Here is a 19,604-nt window from a genome sequence, read left to right on the forward strand (position 1 = left end):
GCTTCCGCAGCCGGACGGCGCCATCATCGATCCATGCCCCGGTTTGAAAGCGATGAGGACGCCCGACGTCTCGGCGAGGCCCTCGCCGCCCTGCGCCGCGAGGCGGGCCTGAGCCAGGCCGAGGCCGGGCAGCGCGCCGGCATGACCAGCCAGGGCTGGGGTCTGTACGAATCCGGCAAGCGATCAGGCCTGTTCCGTCCCGATGTGCAGCGGCGGCTGACCGGCGCGATCGGCGCCACGGTCGAGGCGTTGGCGCTGGTTCAAGGGCCGGCCGACGAGAAACCCGAGCGACCCGTCGGTGCGGACGGCGTGTCCAGCGCGGGCCGGGGCTTCATCGCTGCGCCCTCGACGCCTGTCGCAACCCGGCGTGTACAGCTTTCCAACGACGACCTCGCGCCCTGGGCCGCCTCAGGCGTGGTGCTGGAGTATGAGCCGGGACGATGGCCGCGGCGCGATCAGGGCTGCGTCATCGAGATGGCCGACGGCGAGACACGGGTGCGGCTGTACGACCGGGCCGACGCGGATGTGCTGGTGGTGCGCGGCGGACCGGCGGGGCTGAACGCCGAAGAGCGGATCGCGCGCGGCGACACCTGCTCCGTGTCCGCGGTGACGGCGCGGCTGGAACGCTGATGAAACTAATTTATTGCAACGTTTTCGTTTCCATGAAACTCTCCGGGGTGGAAAAGGAGGCGAGCGAATATGGCGAGGATCGGCGGTCGGGACGACGTGGACGCCTATGTGGGCGCGCGGATGGGCTTGCGGCGTTCGGCGTTGGGCCTGTCGCAGAGCGCTCTCGCCCAGCAGATGGGGATCAGCTTCCAGCAGGTCCAGAAATACGAGACGGGGCAGAACCGCATCTCGGCGTCTCGGCTGCACCGGGCTGCGACGGTGCTGGGGACCTCGGTCGAAAGCTTCTTTCCGCCAGTCGAGACGGCGCGGGGGGCGGCCGACGACGGCTGGGCCGGGCTGCGCTTCATCACCGCAACGATGGACGGCCGGGCGGTGGCGACCGGCTTTCCGATGATCGCGGACCGCGAGGTGCGCAAGGCCGTGGCGCGCATCGTCCAGGCGCTGGCGCGGGACGTCTGAACGCACGCGCCGGAGTGCGGACATGAGGGTGCTGGTCGTCGATACGGCCTTGGGCCTTTGCACCGCCGGGGTGTTTGAGGTGTCGGGCGCGGATGTGCGTCGGCTGGGCCTGCGGTCGGAGCCGATGACCAAAGGGCATTCGGAACGACTGGCAGGCTTCGCAAGAGATGCGGCGGCCGAGGCGGGGCCGGGTTTCGAAGCGATCGACCGGATCGGGGTGACGGTGGGCCCGGGGTCGTTCACCGGCCTGCGCGTCGGCCTGGCCTTCGCCCAGGGGCTGGGTGCGGCGCTGGACCGGCCGGTGGTCGGGGTGTCCAGTCTGGATGCTCTGGCGGCGTCGGAAGAGGGCGGGGCCATGGCGGCGCTGATCGATGCGCGGCGGGGGCAGGTCTATGCGCGGTTCTGGACCAAGGGCGTCGCGGACGGACCGGCGGAGGCATTGTCGCTTGAGGCGGCGACGGCGCGGATCGGGGACCTCCCTTCTGGCGCTGTTCTGATCGGGTCGGGCGCACCCCTCTTCGCCGAAGCATTTCCGGCGTTGACGTGCATGCCCCTGTCGGGACCGGCGCCCGAGGCTCTGGCGCGGCTGACGGCGGGGGCCGATCCCGCGCAATCTCCGCCCCGACCCCTTTATCTGCGCGCGCCGGACGCCGCCCCGCCCACCCGCCTGCCGGGGCAGGCCCGGCCCGCGCGGCCATGATCGAGACCGCCGCCCGGCTGGCCGCCCTGCACGCAGAGGCCTTCGACGCGCCCTGGGACGCCGCCGCGTTCGAGAGCCTGATGGGGCAGGGCGGGGTGCATCTGGTCGAGACGCCCGGCGGCTTCATCCTGATGCGGACGGTCGCCGACGAGGCGGAAATCCTGACGTTCGCCGTGCGCCCCGCGGCCCGGCGATGCGGCGTGGGGGCCGACCTCGTCGCCCGCGGCGCGGCCGAGGCGGCGGCGCGCGGGGCGACCCGGCTGTTCCTCGAGGTGGCCGACGACAACGAGGCGGCGCGCGCCCTTTACGCCCGCGCGGGGTTCGAGGAGGCCGGTCGGCGGCCGCGTTATTACGCCCGGGCCGACGGCTCGCGGCGGGACGCCTTGCTACTGGCTCTCAACTTGCCCGGACGGCTTCCCTAGCGGGGGCGGCCCGCCTATCCTGCGGCGCATGGACCGGATCGAAAAACTTTGCGCCGACCGCGGCATGCGGATGACCGAACAGCGCCGCGTCATCGCGCGCGTGCTGTCCAGCGCCGAGGACCATCCGGACGTCGAGGAGCTGTACCGCCGCGCCTCCGCCATCGACCCGCACATCTCGATCGCCACCGTCTATCGCACGGTGCGCCTGTTCGAGGAGGCCGGGGTGGTCGAGAAGCACGACTTCGGCGACGGTCGCAGCCGCTATGAAGAGGCCGGCGACGACCATCACGACCACCTGATCGACACCCGCACGGGCGAGGTCATCGAATTCTTCGACGCCGAGATCGAACGGCTGAAGTCCGAGATCGCCGCACGACTGGGCTTCGAACTGATCGGCCACAAGCTGGAGCTCTACGGCAAACCGATCGAGGGCGCCGAGCCGGGCGCCCGCGATGGGCTGATCTTCAAGCGCCACGCCGCGCGCGTCGACCCGTCGGACGTCGGCTGACCCCGGTCGTATCCGCGGGCATGGCGTGAAGCCGGCGCCCGGATTAAAAGCCACCCCATGACCGAGACCCTCGTCCCGCCGGCGGCGTCGGATGGACAGGCCGCGCCCAAACGCCTGTTCATCAAGACCTACGGCTGCCAGATGAACGTCTATGACTCCGAGCGCATGGCCGATGTGCTGCGGCCGCTGGGCTATGCGACCACCGACGCGCCGGGGGACGCGGACTTCGTCATCCTCAACACCTGCCATATCCGCGAGAAGGCGGCCGAGAAGGTCTATTCCGAGCTGGGCAAGCTGCGCGAGATGCGGGACCGGCGTCTGGCCGCGGGCAAGCCGCGCATGACCATCGCCGTCGCCGGCTGCGTCGCCCAGGCCGAGGGCGAGGAGATCATGCGCCGCCAGCCCGCGGTGGATATCGTGGTCGGGCCGCAGGCCTATCACCAGCTGCCCGAACTGCTGACCCGGACGGCGCGGGCGCGGGGCGAACGGATCGGGGCCGACTTCGCCCCCGTCGACAAATTCGACGCCCTGCCGCAGGTCCGCGGCGTCGACGGGCCGACGGCCTTCCTGACGGTGCAGGAGGGATGCGACAAATTCTGCACCTTCTGCGTCGTGCCCTATACGCGCGGCGCCGAATGGTCGCGGCCGGTGGCGGCCGTGCTCGCCGAGGCGCGAGAACTGGCGTCCAGGGGCGTGCGCGAGGTCACGCTGCTGGGCCAGAACGTCAACGCCTATGACGGCGAGGGGCCTGACGGGAAGCCGTCGTCGCTGGCGCGGCTGGCGTACGAACTGGCCGAGATCCCTGGGCTGGACCGCATCCGCTATACGACCAGCCACCCCAACGACATGTCCGACGAACTGATCGCCGCGCATGGCCAGCTGGACGCCCTGATGCCCTGGCTGCACCTGCCGGTGCAGGCGGGCTCCGACCGGGTGCTGCGGCTGATGAACCGCAAGCACGGGCGGACGAAGTATTTCGAGCTGATCGATCGCATCCGCACGGCGCGGCCGGACATCGCCATGGCCGGCGACTTCATCGTCGGCTTCCCGGGCGAGACGGATCGGGACTTCGAGGACACGATGGATCTGGTGCGGCGGGTGAACTACGCCTCGGCCTTCGCCTTCATGTATTCGCCGCGCCCGGGCACGCCCGCCGCCACCATGGCGGGGCAGGTTCCGGATGAGGTTTCGCGGGAACGGCTGCACGCGCTTCAGGCGCTTCTGGCCGAACAGCAACTGGCCTTCAATCAGGACAAGGCGGGCCGGACCTTCGGCGTCCTGTTCGAGAAGAAGGGCCGGCACGGAGCCCAGGCGGTGGGGCGTTCGCCCTGGCTGCAATCTGTTCACGTCGACGATGCGGATCATCTGATCGGCCGGATCGTTCCGGTGACGATCGAATACGGCCAGCAGAATTCGCTGAAGGGCCGGCTGGCGGAAACCCGCCCTCAAGCAGCGACGCGCGGCGCGCGGAGCGATAGGGCGCAAGGAGTGTGAATGGCGCGTGAGAGTGAGTTTCTGGCCCTGGGCGACGAAGCCCTGCGCGCCGTCATCGGTCCGGGCAGCCGGCACCTGGCGCTGATCGAGGACCGCTTCAAGGTTCTGGTGGAGACGCCCGGTGGCGGGGTGTCGATCAATGGCTCGTCGAAGGATCGGTCGCAGGCGAAGCGGGTCATCGAGACCCTCGCCAATCGCGCCGAGACGGGCGCCGAGATCACCGAGGCCGACGTGCGCACGGCGTTGGGCGCCGCCGCGGCGCAGCCGATGGCAGGGCAGGGGAGCGTCGCGCCCGACGCCATCGCCCTGCCGGTTGGCCGGCGCGGGGCGATCGCGCCCAAGACGGCGGCCCAGGCCAACTATCTGTCGCTGCTGTCCCATTGCGAACTGACCTTCGGCGTCGGTCCGGCGGGCACGGGCAAGACGTTTCTGGCGGCGGCCTATGGCGCCTCCCTGCTGCGGCGGGGGCAGGTGGACCGGCTGGTCATCACCCGGCCCGCGGTCGAGGCGGGCGAGAAGCTGGGCTTCCTGCCCGGCGACCTGAACGAGAAGGTCGACCCCTATCTGGCCCCCATCTGGGAGGCGCTGAACGACATCCTCGGTCCCGACGACGTCCGCCGCCGGCGTGACAAGGGCGAGATCGAGGCCGCGCCGATCGCCTTCATGCGCGGCCGGACCCTGGCCCACGCCTTCATCATCGTCGACGAGGCCCAGAACACCTCGCGGCTGCAGATGAAGATGGTGCTGACCCGCCTCGGCGAGGGCGCGCGGATGGTGGTGACGGGCGACCCGTCGCAGGTCGACCTGCTGAACCCGCGCGACTCCGGCCTGAAACACGCCCTGCGCATCCTCGAGGATGTGAAGGGCGTCGGGGTGCAACGCTTCCAGGCCCAGGACGTCGTGCGCCACGCCATGGTCGAGCGGATCGTGCGCGCCTATGACGCCGACGCGGCCGCCCGTCGCCCCGCCGCTGACCTCGAAGATCCCGACGCATGATCGAGGTCGAGATCGAGGACGAGGCCTGGACCGCCGCCCTGCCGGACGTCGAAACCGTGGCCGGACGGGCCGCAGCCGCCGCACTGGGTGCTGTCGAGGGCGATGTCGTGGTGCTGCTCACCGACGATGAGGGCGTGCGCGACCTTAACGCCCGCTTCCGCGACAGGGACCGGCCCACGAACGTGCTGTCCTTCCCGGCCGCGGAGAGCGCCGCGCCGCACCTCGGCGATCTCGTGCTGGCTTACGGAGTCTGCGCGGCGGAGGCCGGGGCGCAGGGCAAGACGCTGGCGGATCATCTCAGCCATCTGACGGTCCACGGCGTGCTGCATCTGCTCGGCCGCGACCATGAGGCCGAGGACGAGGCCGAGACGATGGAGGGCGAGGAGCGATCCATTCTTGCCAGCCTGGGCGTCGCCGACCCATACAGGCGCGATGACCCATCCCAAGGCGACGCTTGATACCGACCTGCCGACCGGGAGCCCGCGCGCGCGGCTGATCCTGCGGTTCGGACGCATCGGTCTGGCGCTGGCCGCCGGCGCGGCCGCGGCGCTGGCGCATCCGCCGTTCGGCGTCCTGCCCGGCCTGCTGGGCTACGCCCTGCTGATGTTCCTGTCCGAACGGTCGACCGGCGCGCGCGGGGCCTTCTGGATGGGATGGCTGGCCGGCTTCGCCTATTTCTTCATCAGCTGCTGGTGGGTGGCCGAGGCCTTTCTGGTCAATCCGGCGCAGGCGTGGATGGCGCCGTTCGCGGCCAGTCTGCTGCCGATCGGGCTGGGCCTGTTCTGGGGGACGGCGACGGCACTCTACCGTAAATTCATGCCGCAGGGCGTGCGGCGCGCGCTGGTCTTCGCCGCCCTGTTCTGCCTGCTGGAATGGCTGCGCGGCCATGTGCTGACCGGCTTCCCGTGGAATCCGGCCGGGGCGAGCTGGAAGGCCGGCTCGGCGGGTTCGCAGTTCGCGGCGGTCGCGGGCGTCTATGGCCTGAGCTTCGTCACCGTAGCGGCGGCTGCGGCCTTCGCCCCCCTGCTGGGGGCCGGACCGCGCCGGGACCGGATCGCGGCGGCGGCGCTGGGCGCGGCGGCGCTGGGCGCGCTTGTCGTCGGCGGGACGATGCGGCTGGCTCAGGCGCGGCTGGAGCTCACGGACACCGTGGTGCGGATCGTCCAGGCTGACGTGCCCCAGGAATCCAAATGGTCGCCCGAGGCCTATCGCGGCATCGTCGACCGTTACGTCAATCTGACCGCCCGCCCCGGCGCGGTTGTCCCGGACCTGATCATCTGGCCCGAGGGGGCGCTTCCGGCTTCGGCCAATCAGGTGTTCGCACCGGGTTCGGCGGACGCGGAGGCGATCGCCCGCGCGGTGCAGCCGGGGCAGAGCCTGATCATGGGTCTGGGGCGAGGCGTGCCCGATCCGTCTGCGCCCGAGGGGGGGCGTTATTTCAACAGCCTGTTCGTGCTGAGCGACGAGGGCGAGAGCGGCCTGCGGGTCAGCGCCACCTATGACAAATACCGGCTGGTGCCGTTTGGCGAATATCTGCCTGCGGGCGGAATCATGGGGGCGCTGGGTGTGCGCAGCCTGACGCATATGCCGACCGATTTCAGCGCCGGACCGCTGCCCGCGCCGATCGACATTCCGGGCGCGCCCCGGGCACAGCCGCTGATCTGCTACGAGAGCCTGTACCCGGGTTTCACACCCGGCGGCGCAGGGCGGCCGGGGTGGATCGTCAACATCTCCAACGACGCCTGGTTCGGCCGCACCTCAGGGCCGCTGCAGCATCTGAATCTGGCCAGCTATCGCGCGATCGAGACCGGACTGCCGGTCGTCCGGTCCACCCCGACCGGCGTTTCGGCCATGATCGACCCCTGGGGTCGGGTCGTCGGCGACCAGAGGCTGGAGCCCGGCGAAAGCGGGGTGATCGACGCGCGCCTGCCCCGGCCCACCGGTCTGACGCCCTATGGCCGGCTCGGAGACATCCCGTTCTGGCTTGCGGTGCTGGCGGGACTGGCCTTGGCTGCTCCATGGAGTCGGCTGCGTCGCCGGTAAAAGGTCCGTCGGATCGGGTATAAAATTCGCCGATATGGGGAGTTTTCCCGCGTCGCGCGAAGCGTGGAACCCGTTACTCAACCAAGGCTGGGTCTGACACTCGCGTTTTTGCATTTTTAGATGACAGCAGGCACAGCCGGGCGCATTCAGGCTCTACGGTACCAACCGAAGGACGAGTAACGATGGCGAGAGGCAAGGGCGAGGACGGACCTCATCCCGTAGACCGGCATGTCGGCCGGCGTGTCTGCGAGAAGAGGCTGGCGCTCGGCTACAACCAGAGTGACCTCGGTCGGGCCCTTGGCCTGACCTTCCAGCAGATCCAGAAATACGAGAAGGGCGCCAACCGGGTTTCGGCTTCGAAGCTCTGGGACATCGCCCGGTTCTTCAAGGTCGACATCGGCTATTTCTTCGAAGGCCTGAGCGGCGCCCAGATGGCGGGCGTGGCTGAGGGCGGCGCGGCGTTCGAGCACGACTTCCCGGCCACGCGCTACACCATCGAGATCGGCCGCCTGGCGCCCCAGCTGTCCAGCCGGCAGCAGAAGCTGGCGCTGGAGTTGATCCGCGACATGGCCGACCGCAAGGAGACGGACGAGGTCTGATCCTTGTCCGCTATTCCTGTGAAGCCCGCCGCCGGCCGAAGGTCGGGGCGCGGTCCTTCTGTTCTGTCCAGTAAGCCACCCCCTCGCGCGGCTTGAACATCGTCTTTGGCACGCCGTCGCGCGAGACCACCGCGAAGGTGTTGGTCGAGGCCTGATACAGCAGCACATCGCCATTGGGCCGTTCGACCCGGTCCGTACCGGCGGGCGGTCGCGTCGTGAAGGCCTGCACCTTGGCCAGGTAATCCTGCGGCGACCGCGCCCCGAAATCCGCGCCGTTGCGCTCGAACAGCCGCGCCACCTTGGCGTCCACCGTCTCGCGCCGGTTCGCGGTCAGAGCGGGTTTCGGAACTTCCGCATCGAGCGAGGCCGTGGCGGCCTGCGCAGGGATGCTGCCCGCGGCGGTCAGCACCGCTTCGCCGGCCCCTTCCGCCGCCCGCTCGCGCGTTTCCACAGCCGAGCCGCCGTTGCCGCATGCCGATAGCAGCACCGCGATGACGCCTCCGTTCCAGAGCCTGGAGATCATTCTATCCTCCCAAAGGTTGAAACTCCCGAGCTTCGACATAACCACAGGTCTTATGTTCTGGCAATGTTCCGATCTGGGGCCCGGTCCCTCGACGGAACCGGTCGGGATGGCTAGATGACCGGCATGACCTCCGCCGCCCTGTCCGGACGCAAGATTCTGCTGATCGTCGGCGGCGGCATCGCCGCCTACAAGGCGCTGGAGCTCACGCGTCTGCTGAAAAAGGCCGGCTGCGAGGTGATGAGCGTGCTGACGGCGGCGGGGGCCGAGTTCGTGACGCCCATGTCGCTGGCCGCCCTGACCGGCCAGCCCGTGCGCCAGGCCCTGTTCATGCCCGAGGACGAGACGGCCATGGGGCATATCGAACTGTCGCGCTGGGCCGATCTGGTGGTCGTGGCGCCCGCGACGGCGGGGCTGATCGCCAAGGCGGCCAACGGGCTCGCCGACGATCTCGCCTCCACCACCCTGCTTGCGACCGACAAGCGGGTGCTGCTGGCCCCCGCCATGAACGTGCGGATGTGGTTGCATCCGGCGGTGCAGGCCAATGTCGGGCGGCTGGAAGGCTTTGACGGCTTCCATGGGGTCGCCGTCGTCGGCCCCGACGAAGGCGAGATGGCCTGCGGCGAGTTCGGCCCGGGCCGGATGGCCGAGCCGGCGGCGATCATGACGGCGATCGAGGGTCTGCTGGCCGGACCCGAGGGACGGCCTCTCGCGGGCCGCAGAGCGGTGGTGACGGCGGGACCGACTTTCGAGCCTATCGACCCTGTGCGCGGCCTGACCAACCGCTCCAGCGGGAAGCAGGGCTACGCCATCGCCGAGGCTCTGGCGCAGCTGGGCGCGCAGGTGACGCTGGTGTCCGGGCCTGTGGCCCTGTCGGCGCCCGTCGACGTGGAGCGGATCTGGGTCGAGACGGCGCGCGAGATGAAGGCGGCCGTCGAGGCGGCCCTGCCGGCGGACATCGCGGTGATGAGCGCCGCCGTGGCCGACTGGCGCGTCGACGGCGTCGCCTCCGGCAAGATCAAGAAGGCTCCGGGCGGCCCGCCCTCACTGGCCCTGATCGAAAACCCCGACATTCTGGCCAGCGTCTCTGCGCCCGGAAAGAAGCGGCCTCAGCTGGTCGTCGGCTTCGCGGCAGAGACGACGGATCTCGAGGCCAACGCCCGCGCCAAGCTGTCGCGCAAGGGCTGCGACTGGATCGTCGGCAACGACGTGTCAGACGACGTCTTCGGCGCCGACGGCAACACCGTGACCCTGTTCACGCGGGACGGCTCGGCGGAAAACTGGCCGCGCCAGTCCAAGACCGAGGTGGCGCGGAAACTCGCCGCGAAGATCGCCGATCATTTCAAAGCCTGAGAGCCTCTCGCATGACCACCGTCCGTGTCGAACGCCTGTCCCATGCCGGAGACCTGCCGCTGCCCGCCTATGAGACCGGTGGATCGGCGGGGATGGATCTGCGGGCGGCGGTGGCCGAGGACGCGCCCCTGACGCTGGCGCCGGGCGCGCGGGCGCTGGTGCCGACGGGTCTCAAGATCGCGCTGGAGACCGGCTACGAGGCGCAGGTACGGCCCCGGTCCGGTCTGGCGCTGAAACACGGCCTGACGTGCCTGAACTCGCCCGGCACGATCGACAGCGACTATCGCGGCGAGGTCGGGGTCATCCTGATCAACCACGGTCAGGAGCCGTTCGTGATCAAGCGCGGCGAACGCATCGCCCAGATGGTCATCGCGCGGCACGAGCAGGCCGCCATGGTCGAGGTGGAGACCCTGGACGAGACCGCGCGCGGCGCGGGCGGTTTCGGCTCGACGGGGCGGTAAGCGGAGCCATTCGCCGGATTTCGCGTTAACCCTGCTCCCGGCCAGGCTCGGCCGTTCCAAGGAGGTCAGCGTATGGAGTCCCTGTTCGATTCGATCGGCGCGTTTCTGACCGGCATCTTCGGCCTCGCCCAGGGCGGGTTCGACAGCGTCAACCAGATCATGGGTCTGCTCATCGCAGTGATCGCGGCCCTGATGATGCCGGCGTGGAGCCGGCTGTGGGCGACGGCGCTCGGCGCGGCCCTTGTACATATCCTGATCGGGGTGGTGCGGCCGATGCTGGACGGCGGGGCGCTGGTCCTGCCGAACCTGCTCAGCCTGACTTTCTGGATGACCGTGCTGGCCCTGTTCCTGGGCTATGCGATCGTCATCGCAGTCTTCTTCTTCATCAAGTCGCTGTTCACCGGCGGCGGCCACCGCCGTCACAGGCACGCGCACTGATGTGTGAGGGGCGGGCCAGCGCCCGCCCCGTCACGCCTGCCTGAAACCCAGTACGTCCTGCATGTCGTAGAGCCCCGGCTTACGGCTGCGCACCCATGCGGCCGCCGCCACCGCGCCGCGCGCGAACAGCGAGCGGTCGATGGCCGAGTGGCTGAGGGTCAGGGTCTCGTCCTCCGAAGCAAACAGGACCGTGTGCTCGCCGATGATCCCGCCTGCGCGTAGTGAGGCGAAGCCGATCTTCCCCGCTTCACGCGCGCCGGTGATGCCGTCGTAAGGGGCGGAGCGGACGTCAGCCAGATCCTCGCCGCGGCCGTTGGCGGCGGCCTCGCCCAGCATCAGGGCGGTGCCCGAGGGGGCGTCGGCCTTCTTGCGGTGATGGGCTTCCAGCACCTCGATGTCCCAGTCGCGCGGGTCCAGCCGCTGGGCGGCGTGTTCGACCAGACCGATCAGGATGTTGACGCCCAGCGAGAAATTCCCGCTGCGGACGATGGCGATCTTCTCCGCCGCCTTGAGGATTTCGGCGTCCTGTTCCGGCGACAGTCCTGTCGAGCCGATGACCAGGGCGGGCCCGCCGCGTTCGGCGCAGGCCTGGGCCAGTTCGACCGACGCGTCGGGGGTGGAGAAGTCGATGATGACGTCGCACAGCGACAGATCCGGCGTCTCGCCCCGGTCGAAGCGGGCGGCGACCACCACGTCCTCGCGGGCGTCCAGAACGGTGGAGACGGCCCGGCCCATGCGGCCCCGGGCCCCGGAGATGCCGGCGTGGAAGATGGCGCTCAACTCGGGACCCCTGTCAGTTCACGGACATGATGGCGACATTCGTCGGCGCCGTCATCAGGAGCCTACTGCGGCGTTTCGGAACCCACGATGTCGGCCCAGAAGCGTTTGGCCTTGCCGGCGAAGGACGAGTTGCGCGGGGTCTGGCTCTCCCCCAGCGAGGCGGCCAGTTCCTGCAGCAGTTCCTTCTGGTGCGCGGTCAGCTCGGTCGGGGTCTCGACGAACAGCTCGACCACCAGATCGCCGCGGTTCTTGCCGTTCAGGTGCGGCATGCCCTTGCCCTTGATGCGCACGGTCTTGCCGGTCTGGGCTCCGGCAGGGACGGTGACAGGCGCGCGGCAGCGGCCGTCGCACGCGTCGGAGGTCAGGCAGGGGGCGTCGATCTCGCCGCCCAGGGCGGCTGTGGTCATGGGCACGGGGACGGTGACCAGCAGGTCGAGGTTGTCGCGCTCGAACAGTTCGTGCGGCGTCACCGACAGGAAGACATACAGGTCGCCGCGCGGGCCGCCGCGCGTGCCCGCGTCGCCCTCGCCCGACAGGCGGATGCGCGAGCCGTCGTCGACGCCGGCAGGGACCTTGAGCTGGAGCTTGCGGTTCTTGCGCACCTGGCCGTGGCCGGCGCAGCTGGTGCACGGCTCGGCGATCATCTGGCCCTGGCCGCCGCAGCGGGGGCAGGTGCGCTCGACCTGGAAGAAGCCGTTGGCCGAGCGGACGCGGCCCGCGCCCTGGCAGGTGGTGCAGGTGGTTGGCTTGGTGCCGGCCTTGGCGCCCGTGCCTTCACAGGTGTCGCAGGTGGCCGTGGTGGGGACCGAAATCTCGACGTCGGCGCCCTTGTAGGCCTGCTCCAGCGTGATTTCGAGGTCGTAGCGCAGGTCCGAGCCGCGGCGCGGGCCGTGCTGGCGCGCTCCGCCGCCGCCGCGTCCGCCGAAGACGTCGCCGAACGCCTCGCCGAAGACCTGGGAGAAGATGTCGTTGACGTCGGCGAAGCCCTGGCCCTGGCCGAACGGATTGCCGCCGCCGCCGCCATTGACCCCGGCGTGGCCGAAGCGGTCGTAGGCGGCGCGTTTCTGGTCGTCCGACAGGACGGAATAGGCTTCGGAGATTTCCTTGAAGCGCGCCATGGAGTCGTCGCACCCGCCGTTCCGGTCGGGGTGATGCTTCATGGCGAGCTTGCGATAGGCGGCTTTCAGGCCGGCGGCGTCGATGGTCCGTTCGACCTCGAGAACCTCGTAATAGTCACGCGTCGCCATGCGGCGGTCGTCCTCTTACTCTTGCCGACGGTGCGCGCCTCTTCATGGGCGGATGAACCGTTGCGGCTGACCGGGCAGACATGGTGGCCCGGGAAAATGATGCAAGTTCATGAAACGGCCCCGCCCGTCGTCAGACAAGCGGGGCCGGAGTGATTGCGGAGCGAGTGTGTCTTACGCGCTCTTCTTCTCGTCGTCGTCGCCGGAGACTTCCTCGAACTCGGCGTCGACCACGCCGTCGTCGGCGGGGGCTTCATCCGAGGCGCCGTCGCCTGCGCCCTGCTGCGAGGCGTACATGGCCTCGCCCAGTTTCATCGAGGCTTGGACCAGGGTGTTGGTCTTGGTCCGGATGTCTTCCGGATCCGTGCCGTCCTTGGCAGTCTTGAGTTCGGCCAGAGCGGTTTCGATCGCGGCCTTCTCGTCGGCCCCGACCTTGTCGCCGTGTTCGGCCATGGCCTTTTCGGTCGAGTGGATCAGGCTGTCGGCGGCGTTGACCGCCTCGACCATTTCCTTCTTCGCNTCGGCCCCGACCTTGTCGCCGTGTTCGGCCATGGCCTTTTCGGTCGAGTGGATCAGGCTGTCGGCGGCGTTGACCGCCTCGACCATTTCCTTCTTCGCCTTGTCGGCCGCGGCGTTGGCCTCGGCTTCCTTGACCATCTTGTCGATGTCGGCGTCCGAGAGGCCGCCGTTGGCCTGGATGCGGATCGACTGTTCCTTGTTGGTCGCCTTGTCCTTGGCGGTCACGTGGACGATGCCGTTGGCGTCGATGTCGAAGGCGACCTCGATCTGCGGCATGCCGCGCGGCGCCGGGGGAATGCCCATCAGGTCGAACTGGCCCAGCACCTTGTTGTCGGACGCCATCGGNATGTCGAAGGCGACCTCGATCTGCGGCATGCCGCGCGGCGCCGGGGGAATGCCCATCAGGTCGAACTGGCCCAGCACCTTGTTGTCGGACGCCATCGGACGCTCGCCCTGGAAGACGCGGATCGTCACGGCCGACTGGTTGTCGTCGGCGGTCGAGAAGACCTGGCTCTTCTTGGTCGGGATCGTCGTGTTGCGTTCGATCAGCGGGGTGAAGACGCCGCCCAGGGTCTCGATGCCGAGGGTCAGCGGGGTCACGTCCAGCAGCAGCACGTCCTTGACGTCGCCCTGCAGAACGCCGGCCTGAACGGCCGCGCCCAGCGCCACGACCTCATCTGGGTTCACGCCCTTGTGCGGCTCCTTGCCGAAGAATTTCTTCACGGCTTCCTGAACCATCGGCATGCGGGTCATGCCGCCGACCAGAACCACTTCGTCGATGTCCGACGCCTTCATGCCTGCGTCCTTCAACGCCTTGGCGCAGGGCTCGATCGTGCGCTGGACCAGATCCTCGACGAGGGCTTCCAGCTTGGAGCGCGACAGCTTGATGTTCAAGTGCAGCGGGCCCGAGGCGTTCATGGTGATGAACGGCAGATTGACCTCGTACTGCGTGGTCGAGCTGAGCTCCTTCTTGGCCTTTTCGGCCTCTTCCTTCAGGCGCTGCAGGGCCAGTTTGTCGGAACGCAGGTCGACGCCCTGCTCCTTCTTGAACTCGTCGGCGAGGTAGTCGACCAGGCGCAGGTCGAAGTCCTCGCCGCCCAGGAAGGTGTCGCCGTTGGTCGACTTCACCTCGAAGACGCCGTCGCCGATCTCGAGGATCGAGACGTCGAAGGTGCCGCCGCCGAGGTCGTAGACGGCGATCTTCTGGCCGTCGTTCTTGTCCAGGCCATAGGCCAGGGCGGCCGCGGTCGGCTCGTTGATGATGCGCAGGACTTCCAGACCGGCGATCTTGCCGGCGTCCTTGGTCGCCTGACGCTGGGCATCGTTGAAATAGGCGGGAACGGTGATGACGGCCTGGGTGACGGTTTCACCGAGGTAGGCCTCCGCGGCCTCCTTCATCTTGCCGAGCGTGAAGGCCGAGACCTGCTGGGGCGAATAATCCTTGCCGTGGGCCTTCACCCAGGCGTCGCCGGTCGGGCCCTTGACGATCTCATAGGGGACCATCCCCTTGTCCTTGGCCACCACGGGATCCGTGAAATTGCGGCCGATCAGGCGCTTGATGGCGAAGAAGGTGTTGGTCGGGTTGGTGACCGCCTGGCGCTTGGCCGGCTGGCCCACCAGCACTTCGCCGCTGTCCTGGATAGCGACGACGGAGGGCGTGGTGCGGTTGCCCTCGGCGTTTTCAATGACCTTGGGGTTCTTGCCGTCCATGACGGCGACGCACGAGTTCGTGGTGCCCAGGTCGATGCCGATGATCTTGGCCATGTGTAGTCTTTCACTCCATTTCAGCGGGCGATGCGGCGGCCTTTTAAAGCGAAGCGCCGCGCGTGACCGCCCCTGATGTCAGGGTCGTTGGTCGGTTGGTACGGTTCCGACGCAAAGCCCCACGAACTGCGGGGATTTACGGCGGTTGAGGCCGATATGGGAAACACCCCCCCGCCTGCAAGCCCCAAACGCTTCGGGGCGAAGATTCGCCGTCTCATAATGAAGAGGTGATTTCGCCGAACATTGGTGTAATTAACTTTGGGTTAACCGGCCTTGGGGGGCTGGTCTCCGGGGAGAAGACCAAGATGAAAGTGCAAAAGACCATCGCCCGCGCCGCCGTGATTCTGGCGGCCCTGGCCTCGACGGCCTCCGCCGCGGCCGTCACCAGCACGGCGCCCGACCGGGCCGTCGCTGTCACCGCCGCCACCGCTTCTGCGCCGATCCAGTCGCGCGACGGCCGGAACCGCCGCGTGCGGGTCCATAACAACACCGGCTGGACCATGCTGCGCTTCTACGCTTCCAACACCAGCCGCAGCGACTGGGAAGAGGACATTCTGGGCGACGACGTCCTGGCCAATAACGCCAGCATCGTGATGAACATCGACGACGGCACCGGCGCCTGCCTGTTCGACTTCAAGGCCGAGTTCACCAACGGCCAGAACCTGATCCGCAACAACGTCAACGTCTGCGAGATCGCCGACTACTACTACACGCGCTGAGGCGCGCAGCCCCTCAGCTCGCTTGTCGGGCCTGCCGCCCTTCGGGCTACTTGAGGCCCGGTCGCGCGCGCTTACCTTGAGGGGATGAGCGGAGCGCGCGAGATCGATACGGGAATGGAGGGCTTCCGGTTCTGGCCGGGAGCCCTTTCCGCGTCTGAACAGGCGGGATTGCTGGCCGAGGTGCTGGCGGCCGGGGCGGAGGCGCCGTTTTACCAGCCGGTGACGCCCGGCGGGCGGCCGTTTTCGGTGCGGATGACCAGTCTGGGGCCACTGGGCTGGGTCTCGGACCGGGCGGGGTACCGCTACCAGGCGACGCATCCGGTCACGGGCGAGCCGTGGCCGCCGATCCCGCGGCTGTTGCTGGAACTGTGGCGCGATCTGACGGGGACAGAGACGCCGCCGGACGCCTGTCTGGTCAATCTGTACCGCGACGGGGCGAAGATGGGCCTGCATCAGGACCGGGACGAGGCGGACATGTCGGCGCCGGTGCTGTCGGTGTCGCTGGGGGACGCGGCCATGTTCCGCATCGGAGCGGCCGGCGGCGGGCCGACGAAGGCGATCCGGCTGAACTCGGGCGACGTCTGCGCCCTGACCGGCCCGGCGCGGCTGGCGCGGCACGGGATCGATCGGGTCATTCCGGGCTCGTCGACGCTCGTCCCGGGCGGGGGGCGGATCAATCTGACGCTGCGCCGGGCCGTATAGCTTCACAGCAAACGTGAATGGACGCCTCGCCGGGGCCGCGCCAAGGTCCCGCCTTTCCAAGGCCGGAGCCCGCCATGACGAACCTGATCCGCCCCGAGGGCCCCGAGGCCGACGACTTCCGCTTCAGCCGCCGGGCCGTGGCCGTCGGCGCCGTGGGCGGTCTGGCCTTTGCCGGCTACGCCCCGGCGGCGCTGGCGCGTCAGGCCGCGCCGATCACCACCAGCGACGACGACCTGACCATCGAACAGACGACATATCCCGCGCCTGACGGCTTCGCCCTTCCGGCGTACATCGCCCGCCCGACCGGCGACGGGCCGTATCCGGTGGTGATCGTCGTCTCGGAAATCTTCGGCGTGCACGAATACATCCGCGACGTCTGCCGCCGGCTGGCGAAGGCGGGCTACGCCGCCATCGCCCCGGCCTTTTTCGTGCGGATCGAGGATCCCGCGCCGCTGTCGGACATGACGCGCATCCAGCAGATCGTGGCCGGGGCCGGCTATGAGCAGGTGATGGGCGACATCGCCGCAACGCTCGACTGGGCCAGCTCGCAGCTTTGGGCCAACACCGACAGGGTCGGCATCACCGGCTGGTGCTGGGGCGGCAAGGTGGTGTGGCAGGCCGCGGCCCGCTTCGCCGCCATCGACGCCGGCGTGGCCTGGTACGGCCGTCTGGCTCCTTCTGAAACCGCCACGCCGGAACAGACGGCCGCGGGTCAGCCGTGGCCGGTCGATCTGGCCGACGACCTCAAGGCACCGGTGCTGGGCCTGTACGGCGAGGCGGACCGCGGCATTCCCCTGCCCAGCGTCGAGGCCATGCGCGCGGCCCTGCAGCGCGCCGGCCAGACGAACAGCCGGATCGACGTCTATCCGGCCGCGCCGCACGGCTTCCACGCCGACTACCGCGACAGCTATCGCGCGGCGGATGCGGCGGACGGGTGGGCGAAGTTGCTGGCCTTCTTCGAAAGCCGGCTGAAAGCCTAGGCCTTGCCGTCGAAATTGCCGCCGGTGGCGCCCGCGGCGACATAGGCGGCGTTGCCGGCCGCGGCGCCGGAGCCCTTGGCGGCGACGACCACCATGGCCGGGCGCACGGTGCGGCCGAACAGGGCGTAGCCGGGCTGCAGCGTCTGGATGACCTGACCGCCCTGAACGCTGTCGGACGGCTGTTCCATCATGGCCTGGTGCAGATGCGGATCGAAAGCCTCGCCCGGCTCGGGGGCGACGCGTTTCAGATTGTTGGACTCGAAGGCCTGCAGCAGCGACTTCTGGGTCAGCTCAAGGCCCGTCACCAGACCGGCCTCGCCGGCGTCGGCGTTCTTCGGGGCGGCCTGCAGCGCGCGCTCCAGATTGTCGGCCACGCCCAGCAGGTCGCGGGCGAATTTCTGGATGGCGTAGGCGCGAGCGTCGTTGTTCGAGGTCTCGGCGCGCTTCTTCGTGTTCTCGGCCTCGGCGACGGCGCGCAGGGCGCGGTCCTTCCACTGGTCGCGCTCGGCGATCAGGGCGTCGATCGGGCCCATGCCGTCGTCGTCGCCGGGATGTGAATCCAGACCGGCCTCGGCGTTGGCTTCGGCTTCGTCGTCAAACTCGTCGTGAATGTCGCTCAAGTGTCCTGTCCGTCCAGCATTCGCCCCAGCACCCGGGCGGTATAGTCCACCAACGGTATGATGCGGGCATAGTTCAGTCGCGCGGGTCCGATCACGCCGATGGCGCCCAGAACCCGCTGGCGGCCCGTCATATAGGGCGCCGCGATGACAGCGGAACCCGAAAGCGAAAAGAGTCTGGTTTCCGCGCCGATGAAGATGCGCACGCCCTGGGCCGTCGAGACCCCGTCCAGCAGGCCGATCAGCTGTTCCTTCTGCTCGAGATCGTCGAACAGGATGCGGACCTTCTCCAGATCCTCGGCCGTCTCGCGGTCGTGCAGCAGATTGGCGCGGCCGCGCACGATCAGCGAGCGTTCGCGCTCGGCCCCGCCGGACCAGGCGGCCAGACCGTCCTCAACCAGTCGGGCGGCGGCGGCGTCCAGCTCGCGGCGGGCGGCGTCCAGTTCGGTGCGCATCTCGGTGCGCGCCTCGTGCAGCGGGCGGCCCTTGAGCCGGGCGTTGAGGAAGTTGGAGGCCTCGGTCAGGGTCGAGGGTGTGACCCCCGCCTTGAGCGGCATCAGCCGGTTCTCGACCGAGCCGTCGTCGCCGACCAGCACCGCCAGCGCCTGATCGTGGCCGAGGGCGACGAATTCGACGTGCTTGACCCCGGCCTCGCGGATCGGGCTGGCGACGATGCTGGCGCCGCCCGCGAGGCCGGACAGCAGGCTGGAGGCTTCGTTCAGCGCCTCCTCGAAGCCGCGGCCGCGTCCGGCTAGGCGTGCGTCGATCTCGCGCCGTTCCTCGGCCCCGATGTCGCCGATCTCCAGCAGGCCGTCGACGAACAGGCGCAGGCCCGCATGGGTGGGAATCCGGCCCGCCGAGGTGTGCGGCGCCCCCAGCAGGCCTGCCATGGTCAGGTCCTGCATGGTGTTGCGGATCGAGGCCGGCGACAGGGCCACGCCGGTCATGGACAGGGTGCGGGAGCCGACGGGATCGCCGGTCTCCAGATAGGTTTCGACGATGCGGCGGAAGATGTCGCGGGCGCGCTGGTCCAGCCCGGTCAGGCTGCCCGTCTCCATCGCCGTCGAGGTCAGCAGGGTCGGCTTCATTTCGTCCGGCCTTCCCAGGTCGCCCGCGTCAGCCGATGCACCAGACAGTCATCCTCGCCGAACATTCGCCGGCCCTCGGGCTGGAAGCCGAGGCGCTGGTAGAAGCGGTGGGCCTCGGTATTGGTGTTCAGCGGATCGATGACGATGGCGGTCACGGCCGGGTCTGCGAAGGCCTCATCGGCGGCCAGGGTCATCATCCGCGTGCCGTAGCCGCGGTTCAGCGCGTCTGCAGGGCCGATCCAGATGTCCATGGCGCGCAGGTTCGGCTCGATCTCGCCCCAGTAATGCGTCGACTCCCGATGCGGATCACAGATCTGCATCACGCCGATCGGGCGGCCGTCGGCCTCGGCGATACGGTAGAAGCTGACGTCGGACTGGTCGGCCAGTTCCTCGCGCCATTCAATGCCGCCGAAGGCGACGTCGGCGTCCGGGTCGTCGGTCGAGCATTCGATGACGTGCGGCTCGCGATCCCACTCCGCCAGCATCGGGGCGTCGTCCAGCGTGGCGGGACGCAGGCGAACGGAAGATGCGGGGGACAGGGTCACGGTTTCAGGATAAGCACCGCCGC

Annotated in this window: 23 protein-coding genes and 2 pseudogenes; 16 read left to right on the forward strand and 9 right to left on the reverse strand. The window is 69.0% G+C overall.

From position 1 onward, the window contains the following. Window positions 1-33: 33 nt before the first annotated feature. The 10 genes from ASD25_RS08865 (at window position 34) to ASD25_RS08910 (ending at window position 7,851) form a co-directional block, all read left to right on the forward strand. Window positions 34-630: a helix-turn-helix transcriptional regulator gene (locus ASD25_RS08865; RefSeq protein WP_056616408.1), complete on the forward strand. Its 597-nt coding sequence runs from the start codon at window positions 34-36 to the stop codon at window positions 628-630. Between the two features lie 69 nt (window positions 631-699). Next, complete coding sequence (locus ASD25_RS08870; RefSeq protein WP_156389229.1) at window positions 700-1,089, forward strand: helix-turn-helix domain-containing protein; 390 nt, start codon at window positions 700-702, stop codon at window positions 1,087-1,089. Window positions 1,090-1,111: 22 nt separating this feature from the next. Beyond that, window positions 1,112-1,789: a tRNA (adenosine(37)-N6)-threonylcarbamoyltransferase complex dimerization subunit type 1 TsaB gene (tsaB, locus tag ASD25_RS08875; protein ID WP_056616416.1), complete on the forward strand. Its 678-nt coding sequence runs from the start codon at window positions 1,112-1,114 to the stop codon at window positions 1,787-1,789. Next, window positions 1,786-2,211: a GNAT family N-acetyltransferase gene (locus ASD25_RS08880; protein WP_056616418.1), complete on the forward strand. Its 426-nt coding sequence runs from the start codon at window positions 1,786-1,788 to the stop codon at window positions 2,209-2,211. The genes tsaB and ASD25_RS08880 overlap by 4 nt, the downstream gene beginning before the upstream one ends. 28 nt (window positions 2,212-2,239) lie before the next feature. Then, the gene (locus tag ASD25_RS08885) at window positions 2,240-2,719 is read left to right on the forward strand and encodes a Fur family transcriptional regulator (RefSeq protein ID WP_056616421.1); all 480 of its coding nucleotides are present in this window, start codon (window positions 2,240-2,242) and stop codon (window positions 2,717-2,719) included. A 57-nt stretch (window positions 2,720-2,776) separates the two neighbouring features. Beyond that, window positions 2,777-4,213, forward strand: coding sequence for a tRNA (N6-isopentenyl adenosine(37)-C2)-methylthiotransferase MiaB (miaB, locus tag ASD25_RS08890; protein WP_056616423.1), 1,437 nt, complete (start codon window positions 2,777-2,779; stop codon window positions 4,211-4,213). Then, window positions 4,214-5,209, forward strand: a complete 996-nt coding sequence (locus tag ASD25_RS08895; protein ID WP_056616426.1) for a PhoH family protein — start codon at window positions 4,214-4,216, stop codon at window positions 5,207-5,209. Next, the gene (ybeY, locus tag ASD25_RS08900) at window positions 5,206-5,667 is read left to right on the forward strand and encodes an rRNA maturation RNase YbeY (protein ID WP_056616429.1); all 462 of its coding nucleotides are present in this window, start codon (window positions 5,206-5,208) and stop codon (window positions 5,665-5,667) included. The genes ASD25_RS08895 and ybeY overlap by 4 nt, the downstream gene beginning before the upstream one ends. After that, the gene (lnt, locus tag ASD25_RS08905; RefSeq protein ID WP_082572295.1) at window positions 5,642-7,252 is read left to right on the forward strand and encodes an apolipoprotein N-acyltransferase; all 1,611 of its coding nucleotides are present in this window, start codon (window positions 5,642-5,644) and stop codon (window positions 7,250-7,252) included. Before ybeY ends, lnt begins: the two co-directional genes overlap by 26 nt. A 182-nt stretch (window positions 7,253-7,434) precedes the next feature. Further along, window positions 7,435-7,851, forward strand: coding sequence for a helix-turn-helix domain-containing protein (locus ASD25_RS08910; protein WP_056616432.1), 417 nt, complete (start codon window positions 7,435-7,437; stop codon window positions 7,849-7,851). Window positions 7,852-7,861: 10 nt separating this feature from the next. On the opposite strand, the gene ASD25_RS08915 is transcribed toward ASD25_RS08910, so the two are convergent. Then, window positions 7,862-8,374, reverse strand: coding sequence for a hypothetical protein (locus ASD25_RS08915; protein ID WP_056616435.1), 513 nt, complete (start codon window positions 8,372-8,374; stop codon window positions 7,862-7,864). 123 nt (window positions 8,375-8,497) lie between these two features. Here ASD25_RS08915 and coaBC point away from each other — a divergent pair, with 123 nt between their 5' ends. The 3 genes from coaBC (at window position 8,498) to ASD25_RS08930 (ending at window position 10,623) form a co-directional block, all read left to right on the forward strand. Next, window positions 8,498-9,724 (forward strand): bifunctional phosphopantothenoylcysteine decarboxylase/phosphopantothenate--cysteine ligase CoaBC, encoded by a 1,227-nt coding sequence (gene coaBC, locus ASD25_RS08920; protein ID WP_056617161.1) that lies wholly within the window; start codon window positions 8,498-8,500, stop codon window positions 9,722-9,724. Window positions 9,725-9,735: 11 nt separating this feature from the next. Then, window positions 9,736-10,185 carry a dUTP diphosphatase gene (gene dut, locus ASD25_RS08925; RefSeq protein ID WP_056616438.1) on the forward strand — a complete coding sequence of 150 codons (450 nt, stop codon included), beginning with the start codon at window positions 9,736-9,738 and terminating at the stop codon, window positions 10,183-10,185. Window positions 10,186-10,257: 72 nt separating this feature from the next. Further along, window positions 10,258-10,623, forward strand: coding sequence for a hypothetical protein (locus tag ASD25_RS08930; RefSeq protein ID WP_056616439.1), 366 nt, complete (start codon window positions 10,258-10,260; stop codon window positions 10,621-10,623). Window positions 10,624-10,653: 30 nt separating this feature from the next. On the opposite strand, the gene dapB is transcribed toward ASD25_RS08930, so the two are convergent. The 5 genes and pseudogenes from dapB to dnaK all read right to left on the reverse strand — a co-directional run. Continuing rightward, window positions 10,654-11,403, reverse strand: a complete 750-nt coding sequence (gene dapB, locus ASD25_RS08935) for a 4-hydroxy-tetrahydrodipicolinate reductase (RefSeq protein WP_056616440.1) — start codon at window positions 11,401-11,403, stop codon at window positions 10,654-10,656. Window positions 11,404-11,465: 62 nt separating this feature from the next. Further along, a complete protein-coding gene (dnaJ, locus tag ASD25_RS08940) occupies window positions 11,466-12,650 on the reverse strand; it encodes a molecular chaperone DnaJ (protein ID WP_056616441.1) in 1,185 nt (394 codons plus the stop codon). A gap of 171 nt (window positions 12,651-12,821) precedes the next feature. Next, on the reverse strand, window positions 12,822-13,166 hold a 345-nt coding region (locus ASD25_RS31850; protein ID WP_235562677.1), incomplete at its 5' end, for an Hsp70 family protein. A gap of 1 nt (window position 13,167) precedes the next feature. Continuing rightward, window positions 13,168-13,439 (reverse strand): annotated as a pseudogene (locus ASD25_RS31855) (Hsp70 family protein); the annotation flags it as partial. A 73-nt stretch (window positions 13,440-13,512) separates the two neighbouring features. Continuing rightward, window positions 13,513-14,930: pseudogene (dnaK, locus tag ASD25_RS08945) on the reverse strand (molecular chaperone DnaK); the annotation flags it as partial. 305 nt (window positions 14,931-15,235) lie between these two features. Here dnaK and ASD25_RS08950 point away from each other — a divergent pair. From ASD25_RS08950 to ASD25_RS08960, 3 genes are all read left to right on the forward strand, one after another. Then, a complete protein-coding gene (locus ASD25_RS08950) occupies window positions 15,236-15,649 on the forward strand; it encodes a hypothetical protein (RefSeq protein WP_235562678.1) in 414 nt (137 codons plus the stop codon). A gap of 84 nt (window positions 15,650-15,733) precedes the next feature. Beyond that, complete coding sequence (locus ASD25_RS08955) at window positions 15,734-16,351, forward strand: alpha-ketoglutarate-dependent dioxygenase AlkB (RefSeq protein WP_056616443.1); 618 nt, start codon at window positions 15,734-15,736, stop codon at window positions 16,349-16,351. A gap of 74 nt (window positions 16,352-16,425) precedes the next feature. After that, window positions 16,426-17,331 (forward strand): dienelactone hydrolase family protein, encoded by a 906-nt coding sequence (locus ASD25_RS08960; protein WP_056616446.1) that lies wholly within the window; start codon window positions 16,426-16,428, stop codon window positions 17,329-17,331. On the opposite strand, the gene grpE is transcribed toward ASD25_RS08960, so the two are convergent. Genes grpE through ASD25_RS08975 form a run of 3 tightly spaced genes read right to left on the reverse strand, consistent with a single transcriptional unit; the run spans window position 17,328 to window position 19,581 of the window. Further along, complete coding sequence (grpE, locus tag ASD25_RS08965; RefSeq protein ID WP_369816565.1) at window positions 17,328-17,894, reverse strand: nucleotide exchange factor GrpE; 567 nt, start codon at window positions 17,892-17,894, stop codon at window positions 17,328-17,330. The genes ASD25_RS08960 and grpE overlap by 4 nt on opposite strands. A 53-nt stretch (window positions 17,895-17,947) precedes the next feature. Then, the gene (hrcA, locus tag ASD25_RS08970; RefSeq protein ID WP_156389264.1) at window positions 17,948-19,006 is read right to left on the reverse strand and encodes a heat-inducible transcriptional repressor HrcA; all 1,059 of its coding nucleotides are present in this window, start codon (window positions 19,004-19,006) and stop codon (window positions 17,948-17,950) included. Window positions 19,007-19,032: 26 nt separating this feature from the next. Then, on the reverse strand, window positions 19,033-19,581 hold the full coding sequence (locus tag ASD25_RS08975; protein WP_235562679.1) for a GNAT family N-acetyltransferase: 549 nt from the start codon (window positions 19,579-19,581) through the stop codon (window positions 19,033-19,035). Window positions 19,582-19,604: the final 23 nt, after the last annotated feature.

The sequence above is a fragment of the Brevundimonas sp. Root1423 genome (assembly GCF_001426805.1).

Coding starts and splice junctions, on each gene's coding strand:
- ASD25_RS08865 (WP_056616408.1), top strand. CDS start 34: ATGCCCCGGTTTGAAAGCGATGAGGACGCCCGACGTCTCGGCGAGGCC.
- ASD25_RS08870 (WP_156389229.1), top strand. CDS start 700: ATGGCGAGGATCGGCGGTCGGGACGACGTGGACGCCTATGTGGGCGCG.
- tsaB (WP_056616416.1), top strand. CDS start 1,112: ATGAGGGTGCTGGTCGTCGATACGGCCTTGGGCCTTTGCACCGCCGGG.
- ASD25_RS08880 (WP_056616418.1), top strand. CDS start 1,786: ATGATCGAGACCGCCGCCCGGCTGGCCGCCCTGCACGCAGAGGCCTTC.
- ASD25_RS08885 (WP_056616421.1), top strand. CDS start 2,240: ATGGACCGGATCGAAAAACTTTGCGCCGACCGCGGCATGCGGATGACC.
- miaB (WP_056616423.1), top strand. CDS start 2,777: ATGACCGAGACCCTCGTCCCGCCGGCGGCGTCGGATGGACAGGCCGCG.
- ASD25_RS08895 (WP_056616426.1), top strand. CDS start 4,214: ATGGCGCGTGAGAGTGAGTTTCTGGCCCTGGGCGACGAAGCCCTGCGC.
- ybeY (WP_056616429.1), top strand. CDS start 5,206: ATGATCGAGGTCGAGATCGAGGACGAGGCCTGGACCGCCGCCCTGCCG.
- lnt (WP_082572295.1), top strand. CDS start 5,642: ATGACCCATCCCAAGGCGACGCTTGATACCGACCTGCCGACCGGGAGC.
- ASD25_RS08910 (WP_056616432.1), top strand. CDS start 7,435: ATGGCGAGAGGCAAGGGCGAGGACGGACCTCATCCCGTAGACCGGCAT.
- ASD25_RS08915 (WP_056616435.1), bottom strand. CDS start 8,374: ATGATCTCCAGGCTCTGGAACGGAGGCGTCATCGCGGTGCTGCTATCG.
- coaBC (WP_056617161.1), top strand. CDS start 8,498: ATGACCTCCGCCGCCCTGTCCGGACGCAAGATTCTGCTGATCGTCGGC.
- dut (WP_056616438.1), top strand. CDS start 9,736: ATGACCACCGTCCGTGTCGAACGCCTGTCCCATGCCGGAGACCTGCCG.
- ASD25_RS08930 (WP_056616439.1), top strand. CDS start 10,258: ATGGAGTCCCTGTTCGATTCGATCGGCGCGTTTCTGACCGGCATCTTC.
- dnaJ (WP_056616441.1), bottom strand. CDS start 12,650: ATGGCGACGCGTGACTATTACGAGGTTCTCGAGGTCGAACGGACCATC.
- ASD25_RS08950 (WP_235562678.1), top strand. CDS start 15,236: ATGAAAGTGCAAAAGACCATCGCCCGCGCCGCCGTGATTCTGGCGGCC.
- ASD25_RS08955 (WP_056616443.1), top strand. CDS start 15,734: ATGAGCGGAGCGCGCGAGATCGATACGGGAATGGAGGGCTTCCGGTTC.
- ASD25_RS08960 (WP_056616446.1), top strand. CDS start 16,426: ATGACGAACCTGATCCGCCCCGAGGGCCCCGAGGCCGACGACTTCCGC.
- hrcA (WP_156389264.1), bottom strand. CDS start 19,006: ATGGAGACGGGCAGCCTGACCGGGCTGGACCAGCGCGCCCGCGACATC.